This window comes from Myroides sp. TSA_177.3 (assembly GCF_052691955.1).
Map to the genome: position 1 here is coordinate 48,802 of NZ_JBQZGD010000018.1, position 15,548 is coordinate 64,349.

Genomic DNA, 15,548 nt, shown 5'->3' on the forward strand with positions numbered 1-15,548 from the left:
AAAATAATGAATAGACTATTTTCTATTTTAGGTATCCTAACAATCGCTTTTACAGTATCTAACTGTAATAAGAGCGATGATTCTGGAGGCTTACCTCTTGTACCGCCTAGAGATTCCAAAGAAGTTTATACAGAAAACATTACTTCAATCGAAAAGTATTTGAAAAACAATTACATGATTGAACGCAATGGTGTCATTTCTTTTGATAGTATAACAAGTGCTAATTACAAAAATCAACCTACTATTTTTGAAGATAGCCGTTTGAAATCTATCATGATGAACAATGATGATTATACTGCTTATACATTACCAGATCCTTATGATCGCACAAAAACTATTTTTAAATATGCTAAATCTGCGGATACTGTAAAATACAAAATGTACTACCTCGTACTTAATGAAGGAGAAGGAAAGAAAAGTTCACCAGTCGATTCAATATTTGTAAAGCGAACTAACTTTACATTAAAAAATGAAAACATAACTTCAATCAATCATCCTTTTATCGGTGGTTTTTATTCATTCCCACACACAGTGGCTGAATTAAAAGGAACTGTACCCTCTCCACTACGCATGTATACAGGAGAACGTCAAATGCTGCGTTTTATCAAAACCGCTTTAAACTCTGGAATTAACCCAGATGGTACAATCTCTTTTGACGAAACTACTGCTGGACGTATTATTGCCTTCATTCCTTCAGGATTAGGTCAGTTTAATTCTGGATATTCAACGTTAAAAGCATATCAACCCTACATCGCTGATTTGACTTTAATAAGTGCATTTGAAAGAGATCATGATTTAGATGGCATTCCTTCTAAATTCGAAGTAAAACCAGAAAAAATTGGTACTGAACTAACGATTCACGATTACTTTGAGTTAGATACTAGTGCAGACGGTGTTCCAAACTTTTTAGATATTGACGATGATGGTGATGGAGTTCCTACAAGAATAGAATTACAATATAAAGATGCTAACGGTAAAATTAAGCATTATAGTTATGATGCTCCTGAATTAAAAACATGTTCAGATACCCCTCGCTACTTAGATAGTAAGTGTAAACCATTTATGGTAGACGGCGAATGGGTTTGGCCTAGCAAATAAAAAATATTTTAAAAAAGCAGTTAATTCATTAACTGCTTTTTTTATTTGTACTTATTACTAGAAACAAAAAAAGAGATGGTAAACCATCTCTTTTTTATTTATATCAACTGTATATATTATCTTTTGAATTTTCTATTGATAACAGTTTCTGCTTTTTCTACAATATTAGCCGCTTTTAGACCATATTTCTCCATTAATTCATCAGGAGTACCTGATTCACCAAAAGTGTCTTGTACAGCAACAAATTCTTGTGGTAGTGGATTATTTAAAGCTAGAACTCTAGCAACACTTTCACCTAACCCTCCTAAGAAGTTATGCTCTTCAGCTGTTACGATACATCCTGTTTTAGCAACAGAACGCAAAATAGCCTCTTCGTCTAACGGTTTAATAGTATGAATATTGATTACTTCTGCTGTAATTCCTTTTGCTTCTAACGTTTCTGCTGCTAATAAAGCTTCCCAAACTAAATGTCCTGTTGCAGCAATTGTAACATCTTTTCCTTCTTGTAAAAGAACTGCTTTACCAATTTCAAAGTTTTCGTTCTCTGGCATAAAGTTAGGCACTACAGGGCGACCAAAACGCAAATATACAGGTCCGTCATGTTCTGCAATAGCCAAAGTAGCTGCTTTTGTTTGATTGTAATCACATGTATTAATTACAGTCATTCCTGGCAACATTTTCATTAATCCAATATCTTCTAAGATTTGGTGTGTAGCTCCATCTTCTCCTAACGTTAATCCTGCGTGTGAAGCACAAATTTTTACATTTTTCTCCGAGTATGCTACAGATTGACGAATTTGATCATACACACGTCCTGTTGAAAAGTTAGCAAATGTTCCTGTAAAAGGAATTTTTCCACCAATTGTCATTCCCGCTGCAATTCCAATCATATTTGCTTCTGCAATTCCCACTTGAAAGAAACGCTCTGGATGATTCTTTTTAAAATCGTCCATTTTCAACGATCCGATCAAATCTGCACATAAGGCAACTACGTTTTCGTTTTTTTGTCCTAATTCTGTAAGTCCAGCTCCAAAACCTGAACGCGTATCTTTACTTCCTGTATTCGTATATTTTTTCATGATAATTCTAAAGTCAACTAGATTAATAATCTCCAAATGAAGTTTCTGGATTTTGTTTTAAAGCTTCTTCTAACTGTGCATCGTTAGGTGCTTTTCCATGCCAAGCATGTGTTCCCATCATAAAATCAACACCATTCCCCATTTCTGTATACAACAACACACAAACTGGTTTACCTTGTTTAGTCAAAGCTTTTGCTTGTTCGTATCCTTTTAGAATAGCATCAATTGAATTCCCTTCTTTGATTTCGATTACAGTCCAATCAAATGCCTCAAACTTAGCTTTCATAGAACCTAAATTCAATACATCTTCTGTTGGTCCATCGATTTGTTTGCCGTTTAAATCAACTGTTGCAATTAAGTTATCGATTTTATTAGCAGAAGCATACATCATCGCTTCCCAATTTTGACCTTCTTGAAGTTCACCATCTCCTAAGAGTACATAAACTAAATGCTCGTCTTTATTTAATTTTTTTGCTTGAGCTGCTCCAATTCCCACAGACAATCCTTGTCCTAAAGATCCTGAAGCCATACGTACACCTGGTAGTTTATCATGTGTACAAGGATGCCCTTGCAATCTAGTATTTAACTTTCTAAACGTAGCTAATTCTGCCACAGGGAAATATCCACTACGTGCTAATACACTATAAAATACTGGAGAAATATGTCCATTCGATAAGAAGAAAAGATCTTCGCCTTCTCCATCCATTGTGAATGTTTCCTTGCGGTCCATGATCGCTTGATACAAAGACACTAGGTATTCAGCACACCCTAATGAACCTCCTGGATGCCCAGAATTCACCGCATGTACCATTCTAAGAATATCTCTTCTTACTTGTGTAGTTAACTCCGTTAGTTGTTGTGTGTTCGGTTTCATTATTTCGACAATCTAAATTTATTACGCAACAAATATAAAACTTATTTACTGTACTCTATATTATAATCAAACGAATCTACCGATGAAAGTCTTACTTTTTACCTTGTAATTCACTAGCGATAAAAAAGTTTGTAGTAAGTTTGTACCTCGCCTTAAAATAAGAATATCATGCTACAAACGAAGGACTTAACGATTGGATACTCCCAAGGAAAAAAGCCAACACCTCCCATTCAAAAAGAGCTCAATCTTCAGCTAAAGCCTCAAACTTTAACTACTTTGCTCGGCATCAATGGTATTGGCAAATCAACCTTGATTCGAACTTTAACAGGGCATCTCCAACCTTTACAAGGCATGATTACGTTAAATGGGCGAGATTTTACTTCGTATTCTGCAGCTGAACGCGCCAAAGAAATCAGCGTTGTTTTAACCGATCCTATTCCCCATTCTAATTTAAGTGTATTAGAAGTCTTGCAAATTAGTAGAATTCCCTATATCGACTGGAAATCTACTCCTACTAAAGAAGATACTTATTGGATTGAAAAAGCAATTGACCTTACTGCTATATCTGCTTTCATTCAGCAACCTTTACTGAATTTAAGCGATGGACAATTACAACGTGTTTTCATTGCACGAGCATTGGCTCAAAATACACCTTTGATTATCTTAGATGAACCTGCGAGTCATTTGGACTTGAATCACAAAGTGAAGCTATACCAATTATTACAACAACTCACAAGACAAGAAAATAAAACCATTCTCTTCTCTAGTCACGATATTGAACTAGCGCTTCAATTTGCTGACGAAGCGATTGTACTTCAAGCTCATGGTTATACGCAAAACACCATTGAAAACTTAACTTCCAATGGTGTTTTTGATCATTTTTTTGAAGATGACATCCTGCAATTTGATAGAGACACAAAGCGCTTTACTCTTGCTCTGTAGTACAAGTATGTCGTTTATTTTTTGAAACGTTTTCTATTGTCCACTTAATTTGTTTGACAAAAGGTTCTTTTCTAAATGGGCAATCTTGTTTGCTGCATATACTACACGAAAATGTCTTGCAATCATCCATGTGCACAAAGAGTTCTAAATCATCACCAAAGTGTTCACTTATCTCCTTTTCTAACAATTCTACTTCCTTGTGTCCTTCGACAATTGTAAAATACCAAGGGACAGTCATATGGCAATCGAAATGCAAAACACTTCCATATTTAATGATACGCATATTGTGCAAATCAATCCAATTTTCTTTTCTATTGTGTTCTAGATATGCTACAACCTCTTCTAGTAAAGCCTCATCTGTTTCATCCATAATACCTGAAACAGCACCACGAACAATTTTATATCCTGTTACAATAATAATAAAGGCAAAAACTAGAGCAACCGCCCCATCCAGCCAGTGTAAATTAGTAAAATACAGCAACAATAAACCGATAATAATTCCTAAGGTGGAATAGGTATCAGATTGCAAATGTTTTCCACTAGCAACTAAAGCTAACGATTTATTTGTTTTTCCTTTTTTAATAGCATACCAACCTAAAATAAAATTCACAATTGCAGTAATGGCAACTAAATAAATTCCGTAATCCAATTGTCCAATAGGCTGAGGATTAATTAAATTGCGTACAGCTTCAAAAATAATAGCAATACCTGCCATAATAATCAGCCCTCCCTCAATTGTTGCAGAAATAAATTCCACTTTCCCATGTCCATAAGGGTGATTTCGATCTCGAGGTTGTGCCGAAAGATATAAGCTATATAAACCGATAAAGCCGCTAATCACATTCACTACACTTTCCAAAGCATCTGTAAAAATCGCTACAGATCGAGTCATATACCAGGCAACTAGCTTGATAATAAACAAGAGTACCCCTACAATTGCTATTATTTTCTGAAATTGGTAATTCTCATTTGCTTTACTACTCATACAACTTGTATTTATACTCTTGAAACTTCTTTTACTTCCCCTACTTGTAATCCTTCTAATGTAATATCTCCAATTCGAACGCGAACTAATCGCAAAGTAGGGAATCCAACACTCGCTGTCATTTTTCGGACTTGCCTAAACTTTCCTTCTGTTAGTACAATGCGTATCCAACTTGTTGGCCCATGTCTTTCATCGCGTATTCTTCGTCCTACACCAATCCAATTAGGCACTGCTGACAGGCCTTCAACTTCGCACTCTTTTGTAACATACTTTTCCCCTTTGACACCAATTTCCACTCCTTTTCGCAATAGATCAATTGCTTCATCCGTTATTTGTCCATCAACTTGAGCATAGTATTCTTTTTCATATTTTTCACCACGCACACGCTCACTTGTCATTCCATCCGTGGTCAGCAACAGCAACCCTTCTGAATTTTCATCTAAACGTCCAATAGCCATAGTGCCCTCTGGGAAGTCAAATAATTCTCCTAGTTTCTTTTTTGTTCTCTTTTTCTCGTAAATAAATTGGCTGATATATCCATGAGGCTTATACAGGAGAAAATGTCTGTGTTCCATTATTATATTACTTTTCAAAAGTTTTATCGTAAAAAGAATTAATTGCTTCGATGTATCCCTGTCCGTGATACGTGTTTGTCATGGCTTGAAAGCCTTGTAAATGCCCTCCTTTAAAAATAACCACCTGACTTTTAACATTCAAAGGTTTCACACGATTGCTCTCGTGTACGGTTGTCAAGCCATCGCGATCTCCCGCAAAAAACAACACAGGAATTGATAAACGCGTAAGTGCTTTATCATAATCTCGCGCTTGTTCAGGTAATTTTATTTCTTTCTCTAAAAATCCATCTAATTTGGCAACAATCGCTTTGGGGCTTACCATAAATCCATCTGCTATCAAATAATCATAGGGTTCAACATCATAGGCAAGTACAGCGGCAAGAGTTCCTGTAGACAAAGCCCAAACGCCGATTTTGGTTTGAAACTTATTTTTTGTATAAGCAACAACTGCTTGTAAATCCGTTGCAAATTCGTCGTAGTACAACTGATCTTCCTCTAAAGGAAAGGCATCACTTTCGCCAAATCCACGATAGTCAAACAGTACTACATGATAACCTTGGTTGACTACTTCTATGACTTGTCTCAACCAATAGGACATATTTCCCGTATCACCATAAGCTAAAACCAACGTTCGATTTAGTTTTTTCTCTTCCTTCGCATATAAGATCCACGTATTTAACGCGTACCCATCAGGGGTTTTAATGCGAACCTCTTCATATTTAAAATTTGAATTTACGGGATCATCTACATATTCCTTTATCGGATTTACAGCTCCCACTAGATTCACAATCAACAAAGTAAATAAACAAAGTAAATATTTCATTTGCGGCGATATTTTAAATAAAAATCAAAGATACAACAATACTTCCTTCCAAATAATTGCAAGCTTTCAAAAAAAGGCATACTAATGATATTCTAATATTTTTCAGCTTCCTTTCTTCTTGTTCAAGAGAAAAAGCTGAGACATTATAAGGCTATCATTTAATAAATTCATACTTTTGTTAGATATAAAATTTAATACTATGCAACATATTATTGATCGTTTCATCAGTTATGTAACTGTTGATACTGAGTCTGATCCTTCTTCTCAAACCTGCCCAAGTACTGAAAAGCAATGGGATTTAGCAAACAAATTAGTTGAAGAACTAAAACAAATTGGTCTAGAAGACGTAACAATAGATGAAAACGCATATGTGATGGCTACTTTGCCAAGCAATGTAGAGCACGAAGTACCTACTATTGGTTTTATTGCGCACTTTGACACTTCACCTGATTTTTCTGGTGCAAATGTAAAACCGCAAATTGTAACTAACTACGATGGTGGGGATATCGTTTTAAACAAAGAACTAAACATTGTTTTATCACCTTCATACTTTAAAGATCTATTACAATATAAAGGTCAAACGTTAATCACTACTGACGGAACTACTTTACTAGGAGCAGACGACAAAGCTGGAATTACAGAAATTGTTTCAGCGATGGAGTATTTGGTACAACATCCAGAAATCAAACACGGAAAAATTCGAATTGGCTTTACACCAGATGAAGAAATCGGACGTGGAGCACACTTATTTGATGTAAAGAAATTTGGTGCTGAATGGGCTTACACAATGGATGGAAGTCAAATTGGAGAATTAGAATACGAAAACTTCAACGCAGGATATGCGAAATTGACGTTCTCTGGAAAAAGTGTTCACCCTGGATATGCAAAAGGAAAAATGATTAACTCTATTCTTTTAGCAAACAAATTCATCAATAAATTACCAAAAGATGAAGTGCCTCAAAAAACAACTGGATATGAAGGATTTTTCCACGTACACACAGTAAGTGGAAGTATCGAAGAATCAGTAGTTGAGTTGATTATCCGCGATCATAACTTGAAAAAATACGAGCAGAGAAAAGTATTTATTGACAAGTTAGCGAAGAAATTCAACAAAAAACACAACAAAAAATTTGGTGGACCTATTGTTTCTTGTGAAATCGGAGATCAGTATTTCAATATGAAACAAAAAGTAGAACCTGTAATGCATATTGTTGATACAGCAGAACAAGCGATGAAAGATTTAGGTATTAAGCCTCTTATCAAAGCAATTCGCGGTGGAACTGATGGATCTCAATTATCTTATATGGGATTACCATGTCCTAATATTTTTGCAGGTGGACATAACTTCCACGGGAAGTATGAATATGTACCTGTAGAAAGCATGGTAAAAGCTACAGAAGTAATCGTTAAGATTGCTGAGCTAACAGCTACTAATGCAGCTAAATAATATAGCACACATACAAAAAAGGAGATTCAGATGAATCTCCTTTTTTTATTTCATTTTTTTACTTGCTAGTTGCTGTAGCGTTTCCTATCAAGTGTTTCTTTAATTCACTTTCTTGTTCAATTAATTCGATTTCAACCGCTCTTCGTTTTCCTTTTCCTTCTTCTTGAATGCGAACAATTTCATCTATCGTACTAATAATATCCGCATTTACTTTGCGAATTGTTTCAATATCTACAATTCCTCGCTCCGTTTCTTTTGCAATTTTAACCGTTGAATCTTTCAACATTTCGCTATTTCTAGTCAACAATTCATTTGTTGCATCAGTTATTGCTTGTTGAGCGCTTAATGCTTGTTGTGATCGCGCAATTCCCAAGGTCAAAATCATCTGATTTTTCCACAAAGGAATAGTATTAACAATACTCGATTGCAGTTTTTCCATCAACATTAAACTATTATTTTGCACCATTCGAATCTGTGGAGAAGATTGGAGGATAATCATACGCGTCAATTTCAAATCGTGTACTTTTCGATCGAAGCGAATCACTTGTTGTTCCAAATCTTTATACGCCTGAATTTTCGCAGGATCTTGTTCTTGCTCAACTTCAGCCTTAGCTCTTGGCAATTCGATTGTATTTAGTTCTTGTAATTTCTCATCTCCTGCAGCAATATATAAAGACAGCTCCTTGAAGTAATTTTTATTCTCATCAAAGAGTTTATCAAACATAGCTACATCTTTCATCATTAACTTATAATGACGCTCCAATTGTAGTTCTATTCCATTAATATTCGTTTCAACCTTGCTGTATTGCGCTTGTAAACGCGCTATTTTTTTCTTTAAGGTATCTAAAAAAGGAAAAAAACTTTTCTTATTTGCAATTCCTTCAAACGATTTTACCTCTTCGCGCAAGGAAACTAATATTCCTGACGTTTCTCCCAAATCCCTCGTTTGTACTTGTTTTAAAATCTCAGTCGCGAAAGAACTTGCTTTTAATTGACTACTTGATCCATATTGAATCACTTGGGTCGTATTCGTTAAATCAATACTCTTTTTATAGTTATCGATTTTCGTTAATTCCTCTGGAGTAAAATCTACATTAATATCTGGCTTTGTATTTTCAGCTCGCATTTGTTGAATATCTTTTTCCATATTTTTTTTCTGTGTTTATCTATTTTATATCTAAAGTAATCCCTCATTTCTCAGCGATTCGATATACAAATCCGCTTCTACTTCAGCCATTCTATTTTGTTGTTTCATCTCATCTAAAATTTCTTGACGAATCGCTTTAAGAGCAATATCTAAGGTATGTCTCAGTTTTTGTTTTATTCGAGTAATTGCAGACCCCGTTAATTTACTCAATTCCACTTGGTGAAATTGTTTCAATAAACTAGTTAAAGAAAAAACATGGCGTTCAATAAACAAAGCTGTTTGTCCTTCTTTTATACTATTCACTTTACTCATCAATGTGATTAAATCCACAATTTGATCGGAAACTGCTTCATCCACAATCATTTCATCCCAACGCTTTAACTCTTCAATAAAACTTGAAAGCGTTTTCACTTCGCGTATTTGTTTGTTATTCACTAGAGATAGATAGTTGTACTCTTCCCAGTCCAAAACCATAAACTCCTGTAAATGCATGCGTTGTAAATATTCCTTTGTATTTGCAGCGAGTAAAATAACCGAATAAAAAAGTGAACTTCCAATGACTAATACACTAACCGAAATAAAAAAAGATTCGATGAGTTGGTTATTACTTTTTGCGATAATAACAAAAATTAGATTACAAACAATCAAAGCGAATAGAATACCTACTCCTATTAGTCCTTTCATCATCTTCTCCATTTTTGCTTTTTTCCCCATGTACCAGATACCAAATACAAGTAAAATAGGAAATATCAAACAGATCAAAGGAACCCATCCTTTTTTTAATTCCCAAATCACTGGTTTTTCCGTTAACCACCCCATTATATTAACCCTTTAGATTGTACATAACTTTTATAAAAATCAGCTTCACTAGCGCTAGACATAATTTCTACATCAAACATAGCTACCAATTCATTCTCAAAAGCATCTCTAGCGAGTCCAATCACTTGGTAAAGTTTTGCTTTTAATTGTTCAACTCCTGGATCAATTATGGGTAAATCTTGTAATTCGATATACTGTTTCAAAATACTATCTAATGCAGAGGTATGCTTCAAATAAAAAAGAGCGCTTCTTTCCGTATCCTTTTCAACAATTAAATGGGTCAAATATTCCATTTCTTGTAAGTTAGCAGCCATATTCTTATCCATTATTTTCACCCTATATCCTTCTATCATAGCTAAGAAAACAGCTTTATCATCCACCTCTTTTTCCTCTAATTTTAATAAATTATCTTTTATTACTCGATAACTATAAGAAACCTCTATTTCCAACTTCATGTATTTTTTCAGATCTAATCGCTCTAAATACTCTCTAATATGAAAAGACATAAAGACTACAAAAACATAGGCACTTCCTGCGCATAAAAAAGGTATAACATATAAATTATTTTCAAGTGATCCATTCAAATAGACAATAACACTCATTACAACACAATGAATTGCCAAAACGATTAGCGCTTTAGTTGCCCAAGATTTATAAGCAACACGAGAGGCAGCAAAAAAAATAATTAAAGGTGCAAGTACACCATAAGTCAACCAAGAAACAACGATGAGCAGCAAAAACAAACCAAAAGTTTGAGCTAACTCCCAAATACGACTTCTATCCGTATATCTTCCCATAAGAATACCATAATTTCAAGTAAATAAAGAAAATCAACGGTTCCTATTTACTTTGAATTTTATTAAATAAAGTTAAAATAACTTTATTCAAATATAATTTTAATTCATTTAATAACATAAAAAATAGATGCCATTTTTAAAACCTAAGCAATCCAAAACAAAAGGTTTTATCTGTTTTCCTAATACTTTTATCCCGTTGTTTTCATCAGATACAACCTATTGTTTTTTATTATATTCTGATCGTAGCACCGACATTACAATCTTATCGTGGTAAGCTCCTTCACGGTAACACGCTTCTCGCAATACGCCTTCTACCTTAAATCCTGCTCTTTCATATGCTTTAACACCTCCGTAATTGAGTTCGGAAACAGTAAGCATAATACGATTTAATTGCAACACTTCAAATCCATACATCACAACTTCTTCCGTTACTCGTGTTCCTATACCTTTTCCCCATTGTGTCTTATCTCCAATAAAAATAAAGTATTCTCCGCTGCGATTGAGCTTTGAGATACCACTTATTCCCGCATAACCAATTAACTGCCCTGTTGTCTTTAAAAACACGCCTATATTATATGTGTTTTGTTCCATAAACAAGCTTTCATACCAAGCGTCAATTTGCTCTTTGGAAATTAAACGTTGAAAGAGACTCAAGGAATATCTGATAGCCTCTTCATCATTGATCCAGGTATAAAAAGGAGTTACCTCTCCTTTAGACAAAGGCTTTAATTCAATCATGACTCGTATATTTAAAATTGTATTGTATGCCAAAGATAACTTCCATTCGCAAAAGAATAGGCACTTTCCCTATATAACTAAATAAAAAAAGCCCCGACACTTTGTGTCAGGGCTTCTAAGATTGTATAGATTGAAAGGATTAGTTTCCTTTTTCCATTCTTTCTTTCAACTCAGCAAGAGCGTCGATATCTCCTAAAGTTGTTTTTTCTGCAGTGTTTACAGAAGTTTCAGCTGTTTTCACATTTTTCTCTTCTTCTTCACGGAAGATAGAAGTATGAGAAGCTACAACTCTTTTGAATTCTTTGTTGAACTCGATGATTTTGAACTCAGCAGCATCACCTTTTTTCAATTTCTTCCCGTCTTCTTTTTCTAAGTGACGAGTTGGAATGAAAGCTACTACGTCTTCTTCGAAAACTACTGTAGCACCTTTGTCAACTAATTCAGAGATTTCACCATTGTGGATAGTACCTACTGCATAAGCATCTTCGTATTTATCCCATGGGTTAGCTGTTGTTTGTTTGTGTCCTAAAGATAATTTACGTCCTTCAACGTCTAACTCCAATACAACAACATCTAATTTATCACCTACGTTTACAAACTCAGATGGGTGTTTGATTTTCTTAGTCCAAGATAAGTCAGAGATGTAAATTAATCCATCAATTCCTTCTTCTAATTCTACGAATACACCAAAGTTAGTAAAGTTACGAACGATACCAGAATGCTTAGATCCTACAGGATATTTAGCAGTGATATCAGTCCAAGGATCTTGTGATAATTGTTTAATACCTAAAGACATTTTTCTTTCTTCTCTATCAAGAGTTAAGATAACTGCCTCTACTTCGTCTCCAACTTTTACGAAATCTTGAGCTGATCTTAAGTGAGTAGACCAAGACATTTCAGAAACGTGGATTAAACCTTCAACACCTTCAGCAACTTCGATGAAAGCACCGTAATCAGCTAAAACAACTACTTTTCCTTTTACTTTGTCACCAACGTTTAAGTTAGCATCTAAAGCATCCCAAGGGTGAGCGTAAAGTTGTTTTAAACCTAATTGGATTCTTGTTTTCTCGTCGTCGAAATCTAAAATTACAACATTTAATTTTTGATCTAACTCTAACACCTCGCTTGGGTGGTTGATTCTTGACCAAGATAAATCTGTAATATGGATTAATCCGTCAACACCTCCTAAGTCAATGAATACTCCGTAAGAAGTAATGTTTTTAACAACACCTTCTAACACTTGACCTTTTTGTAATTGACCGATAATTTCTTTTTTCTGTACTTCGATATCTGCTTCGATAAGCGCTTTGTGAGATACAACAACGTTTTTGAATTCGTGGTTAATTTTAACTACTTTGAATTCCATTGTTTTGTTTACGTATTGATCGTAATCACGGATAGGCTTAACATCGATTTGAGAACCTGGTAAGAATGCTTCGATTCCGAATACGTCAACGATCATACCACCTTTAGTTCTGCATTTCACGAAACCATTAACGATTTCTCCTGACTCATGAGCAGCAATAACTCTATCCCAAGCTTTGATTGTACGAGCTTTTCTGTGAGATAATACTAATTGTCCGTATTTATCTTCTCTAACGTCGATTAATACTTCAACTTTATCACCTACTTTTAAGTTTGGATTGTAACGGAATTCGTTTAATGAAATAACACCTTCAGACTTAGCATTGATATCTACAATAGCGTCTCTGTCAGTAATTCTCACTACAACTCCCTCAACTACTTCCTCGTCGTCTGTAGAAATAAAAGTTTTGTCTACTAAGCTTTCAAATTCTTTTAATTGAGCTGCATCAACTGCATCGATACCATTTTCATAGTTATCCCAGTTAAAATCATTTAAAAATTCTTCCTGTGTTTTAATGTTTTCAGACATGTGCTGATAATAAATTTGTATCCTGTGTTATCTAGTTTCGTTATTCAGCGATAAAGAACAGAAGTGGTTTTACATTTATAACTCTTTGACTTTTAGTGAAACAGCGCTGATCTAAAAGCTGTGCAAAAGTACAACATTTTTTAATTGTAAAAAATAATTTTCTACAAATTTTCAAATCAAATAACTCTACTTGAAAGTATTAGATAAAGAAAAAGCTAACGAATTACTCCGTTAGCTTCAATCAATTTTATAATAATGAAAAAAGAATTAATTACTCATATTTAGTTGTTCTTCGTCACGCGCATCTAATGAACGTTTTTTGGAAAATACTTTTTTAAAGATTTTACTCCCTTTATAAAGATCCCAGTTCATTAAACCAACACTTAACAATACAACTACCAATCCTCCAATTTGAAGGCTTGTAATAATATCATCTGTAAAGAAGTAACTTAAAGCTACTGCAACTACAGGGTTTACATAAGCATATGTACTCACTTCTGTTACAGGTCTATTTTGAATCAACCAAATGTAAGATCCAAAGGCTAGGATTGATCCGAAAGTGATTAAATACACCAAAGAGAACCATCCTGAAGCTGAAATCTCATATACATCAAATTGAGCATATTCACCATTCAATAAAGCAACAACCGTAAATAGAACACCTGCAGTGATCATTTGCCATGATGTTTTAACCATCACGTGTAAATCCTCGCCCTTATTCTCGTTTTTCGCTTTTGAATATTTAGAATACAACGATCCTACTGTCCAAGCAATTGATCCTAAGATCAACAATACCATACAGAAGATATTCAATAAACGTTGACTTTCATCTCCTGCAATCGTAATTTGCTCAGCAAATAACATGATTACACCAACGAATCCCAGAATCAAACCTAATATAATAGGTAAGCTTGAGAAGTTGTGTTTCCATTGTGGCTTATCTAAAATGATGAACCATAAGGCTGCTGCTGCGGCCATAATAGCTGCAATACCGCTTGATACGTGTTGCTCTGCCCAAATTAAGGCTCCCATATCAATGAAAAGCAACAAAAATCCAGTAATGCACGCTTGCTTTACGACCTGCTTATTAAAGATCTTATATCCGCGCATTTTACAATAGGTCAACAAAATCATGCTGGCAGCAAAAAAGCGCAAAGATCCTAAAACAAAGGGTGTGAAATCACTCAATGCTTTATGAATAAAAAAGAAAGTAGATCCCCATACAAAGTACACTACTAAATAGGCACCTAATACTACTTTATTATTCGTTTGATTTGTAGCTACTGCTTTCATAACTATTCTAATGTGTCTGGAATTATTAATTTATTATCTTCTTTTACTGTTTGTAACACGATGATTGTTCTTGTTGAAATAATTCCGTCAATCTTAGACAAAGAATTACGCATTAAATTTACAAGAGCAATCGAATCAGATGTTCTTACTTTTACAATATAACCGTCATCACCTGCTATATCATGTACTTCTAGTACTTCTGGAATTTCAGCTAGTGCTCTACCTGTATTCTCATCTCCGATAATTTCATCTACCTTAATAAAGATAAAAGAAAGCATCTTCTGATTAATCGCATTCGGATTAACTCTTGCATGATACGCTACAATAGCGTCTTTGTGCTCCAGTTTCTTCACGCGTTCTAATACAGCTGAAGGAGCCATTCCAAGCTCACGAGCTAATTCAGAATTATTGATTCTAGCATTGTCTTGCATCATACGCAAGATCTTCAAATCAATTTCATCTAACTTATATTCCATCGTTTTCTAGTTTTACAGTGCAAAGATAATACAAAAGAATAATATACGGAAATTTTTATCATTTAATGAATATTATTCGGTAGTTAAATATTTGTAAACAAAATAATTCTGAGTAAAAATCAAATATTACGAATAATGCAATGAAATTAAATAAAAAAAACACATTTGATAATAATGTGTTTCTAGAGCTAAATTGTAAGAAATAAATAGAAGATAAAGCGTTTTGAGGAATGCTTTTTTGTTTCTTCGCTTCTTTGCTTTTTTGTGGTGCATTCAGTGATACAATATGTATCATGTTATAAGGCCAATTGCCATTGGCCCTTACGGTGTATTCTCTGTCACCAAATTTTACTGCGATACGATATGCATCATGTAAGAAGGCCAATTGCCATTGGTCCTTACGATGCTTTCATTGTCACCATATTTTACTGCGATACGATATGTATCCTGCGATAAGGCCAATTGCCATTGGCCCATACGTCCGTTTCCTCTCAACGCCTTACTTCTCACCGCCTTACTTCTCACCGCCTTACTTCTCACCGCCTTACCTCTCATCGCCTC

The 15,548-nt window shown here is 34.5% G+C and carries 16 protein-coding genes; 3 read left to right on the top strand and 13 right to left on the bottom strand.

The genetic code is table 11. The features are described from left to right. Positions 1-6 precede the first annotated feature (6 nt). Positions 7-1,098 carry a hypothetical protein gene (locus tag ACUTSE_RS14545; protein WP_445640768.1) on the top strand — a complete coding sequence of 364 codons (1,092 nt, stop codon included), beginning with the start codon at positions 7-9 and terminating at the stop codon, positions 1,096-1,098. Between the two features lie 116 nt (positions 1,099-1,214). Here ACUTSE_RS14545 and ACUTSE_RS14550 read toward each other — a convergent pair whose 3' ends face one another. Together ACUTSE_RS14550 and ACUTSE_RS14555 are read right to left on the bottom strand one after the other, a co-directional pair. Beyond that, positions 1,215-2,177, bottom strand: coding sequence for a transketolase family protein (locus ACUTSE_RS14550; RefSeq protein WP_445640769.1), 963 nt, complete (start codon positions 2,175-2,177; stop codon positions 1,215-1,217). 22 nt (positions 2,178-2,199) lie between these two features. Next, positions 2,200-3,051: a transketolase gene (locus tag ACUTSE_RS14555; RefSeq protein ID WP_002987309.1), complete on the bottom strand. Its 852-nt coding sequence runs from the start codon at positions 3,049-3,051 to the stop codon at positions 2,200-2,202. Positions 3,052-3,219: 168 nt separating this feature from the next. Between ACUTSE_RS14555 and ACUTSE_RS14560 the strand changes: the two genes are divergently transcribed. Further along, positions 3,220-3,993 carry an ABC transporter ATP-binding protein gene (locus tag ACUTSE_RS14560; protein WP_445640770.1) on the top strand — a complete coding sequence of 258 codons (774 nt, stop codon included), beginning with the start codon at positions 3,220-3,222 and terminating at the stop codon, positions 3,991-3,993. On the opposite strand, the gene ACUTSE_RS14565 is transcribed toward ACUTSE_RS14560, so the two are convergent. From ACUTSE_RS14565 to ACUTSE_RS14575, 3 genes are read right to left on the bottom strand one after another with little or no spacing between them, the layout of a single operon-like run. After that, entirely contained in the window at positions 3,977-4,978 is a 1,002-nt protein-coding gene (locus ACUTSE_RS14565; protein ID WP_002987313.1) for a cation diffusion facilitator family transporter, read from the bottom strand. The genes ACUTSE_RS14560 and ACUTSE_RS14565 overlap by 17 nt on opposite strands. An 11-nt stretch (positions 4,979-4,989) precedes the next feature. Continuing rightward, positions 4,990-5,553 carry a pseudouridine synthase gene (locus ACUTSE_RS14570; protein ID WP_445640771.1) on the bottom strand — a complete coding sequence of 188 codons (564 nt, stop codon included), beginning with the start codon at positions 5,551-5,553 and terminating at the stop codon, positions 4,990-4,992. 7 nt (positions 5,554-5,560) lie between these two features. Further along, on the bottom strand, positions 5,561-6,376 hold the full coding sequence (locus ACUTSE_RS14575) for an alpha/beta hydrolase family protein (RefSeq protein WP_115091536.1): 816 nt from the start codon (positions 6,374-6,376) through the stop codon (positions 5,561-5,563). 199 nt (positions 6,377-6,575) lie between these two features. Here ACUTSE_RS14575 and pepT point away from each other — a divergent pair, with 199 nt between their 5' ends. Next, a complete protein-coding gene (pepT, locus tag ACUTSE_RS14580) occupies positions 6,576-7,823 on the top strand; it encodes a peptidase T (RefSeq protein ID WP_002987321.1) in 1,248 nt (415 codons plus the stop codon). A 58-nt stretch (positions 7,824-7,881) separates the two neighbouring features. Here the strand turns inward: pepT and ACUTSE_RS14585 are convergent, their stop codons facing one another. From ACUTSE_RS14585 to ACUTSE_RS14620, 8 genes are all read right to left on the bottom strand, one after another. Continuing rightward, positions 7,882-8,970, bottom strand: coding sequence for a toxic anion resistance protein (locus ACUTSE_RS14585; RefSeq protein WP_445640772.1), 1,089 nt, complete (start codon positions 8,968-8,970; stop codon positions 7,882-7,884). A gap of 30 nt (positions 8,971-9,000) precedes the next feature. Further along, the gene (locus ACUTSE_RS14590) at positions 9,001-9,789 is read right to left on the bottom strand and encodes a hypothetical protein (RefSeq protein ID WP_445640773.1); all 789 of its coding nucleotides are present in this window, start codon (positions 9,787-9,789) and stop codon (positions 9,001-9,003) included. After that, positions 9,789-10,586: a hypothetical protein gene (locus ACUTSE_RS14595; protein ID WP_445640774.1), complete on the bottom strand. Its 798-nt coding sequence runs from the start codon at positions 10,584-10,586 to the stop codon at positions 9,789-9,791. The genes ACUTSE_RS14590 and ACUTSE_RS14595 overlap by 1 nt, the downstream gene beginning before the upstream one ends. A gap of 216 nt (positions 10,587-10,802) precedes the next feature. Next, a complete protein-coding gene (locus tag ACUTSE_RS14600) occupies positions 10,803-11,324 on the bottom strand; it encodes a GNAT family N-acetyltransferase (protein ID WP_445640775.1) in 522 nt (173 codons plus the stop codon). 139 nt (positions 11,325-11,463) lie between these two features. Beyond that, positions 11,464-13,218, bottom strand: coding sequence for a 30S ribosomal protein S1 (rpsA, locus tag ACUTSE_RS14605; RefSeq protein ID WP_002987330.1), 1,755 nt, complete (start codon positions 13,216-13,218; stop codon positions 11,464-11,466). A 267-nt stretch (positions 13,219-13,485) separates the two neighbouring features. Beyond that, positions 13,486-14,511, bottom strand: a complete 1,026-nt coding sequence (locus ACUTSE_RS14610) for an EamA family transporter (RefSeq protein WP_259189839.1) — start codon at positions 14,509-14,511, stop codon at positions 13,486-13,488. A gap of 2 nt (positions 14,512-14,513) precedes the next feature. Beyond that, the gene (locus ACUTSE_RS14615) at positions 14,514-14,987 is read right to left on the bottom strand and encodes an Lrp/AsnC family transcriptional regulator (protein ID WP_002987335.1); all 474 of its coding nucleotides are present in this window, start codon (positions 14,985-14,987) and stop codon (positions 14,514-14,516) included. Between the two features lie 348 nt (positions 14,988-15,335). Beyond that, positions 15,336-15,548: hypothetical protein (locus ACUTSE_RS14620; RefSeq protein ID WP_445640776.1), on the bottom strand; the 213-nt coding region annotated here is incomplete at its 5' end.

Excerpts from the sequence above, each read along its gene's own strand:
- ACUTSE_RS14545 (WP_445640768.1), top strand. The coding sequence starts at position 7 with ATGAATAGACTATTTTCTATTTTAGGTATCCTAACAATCGCTTTTACA.
- ACUTSE_RS14550 (WP_445640769.1), bottom strand. The coding sequence starts at position 2,177 with ATGAAAAAATATACGAATACAGGAAGTAAAGATACGCGTTCAGGTTTT.
- ACUTSE_RS14555 (WP_002987309.1), bottom strand. The coding sequence starts at position 3,051 with ATGAAACCGAACACACAACAACTAACGGAGTTAACTACACAAGTAAGA.
- ACUTSE_RS14560 (WP_445640770.1), top strand. The coding sequence starts at position 3,220 with ATGCTACAAACGAAGGACTTAACGATTGGATACTCCCAAGGAAAAAAG.
- ACUTSE_RS14565 (WP_002987313.1), bottom strand. The coding sequence starts at position 4,978 with ATGAGTAGTAAAGCAAATGAGAATTACCAATTTCAGAAAATAATAGCA.
- ACUTSE_RS14570 (WP_445640771.1), bottom strand. The coding sequence starts at position 5,553 with ATGGAACACAGACATTTTCTCCTGTATAAGCCTCATGGATATATCAGC.
- ACUTSE_RS14575 (WP_115091536.1), bottom strand. The coding sequence starts at position 6,376 with ATGAAATATTTACTTTGTTTATTTACTTTGTTGATTGTGAATCTAGTG.
- pepT (WP_002987321.1), top strand. The coding sequence starts at position 6,576 with ATGCAACATATTATTGATCGTTTCATCAGTTATGTAACTGTTGATACT.
- ACUTSE_RS14585 (WP_445640772.1), bottom strand. The coding sequence starts at position 8,970 with ATGGAAAAAGATATTCAACAAATGCGAGCTGAAAATACAAAGCCAGAT.
- ACUTSE_RS14590 (WP_445640773.1), bottom strand. The coding sequence starts at position 9,789 with ATGGGGTGGTTAACGGAAAAACCAGTGATTTGGGAATTAAAAAAAGGA.
- ACUTSE_RS14595 (WP_445640774.1), bottom strand. The coding sequence starts at position 10,586 with ATGGGAAGATATACGGATAGAAGTCGTATTTGGGAGTTAGCTCAAACT.
- ACUTSE_RS14600 (WP_445640775.1), bottom strand. The coding sequence starts at position 11,324 with ATGATTGAATTAAAGCCTTTGTCTAAAGGAGAGGTAACTCCTTTTTAT.
- rpsA (WP_002987330.1), bottom strand. The coding sequence starts at position 13,218 with ATGTCTGAAAACATTAAAACACAGGAAGAATTTTTAAATGATTTTAAC.
- ACUTSE_RS14610 (WP_259189839.1), bottom strand. The coding sequence starts at position 14,511 with ATGAAAGCAGTAGCTACAAATCAAACGAATAATAAAGTAGTATTAGGT.
- ACUTSE_RS14615 (WP_002987335.1), bottom strand. The coding sequence starts at position 14,987 with ATGGAATATAAGTTAGATGAAATTGATTTGAAGATCTTGCGTATGATG.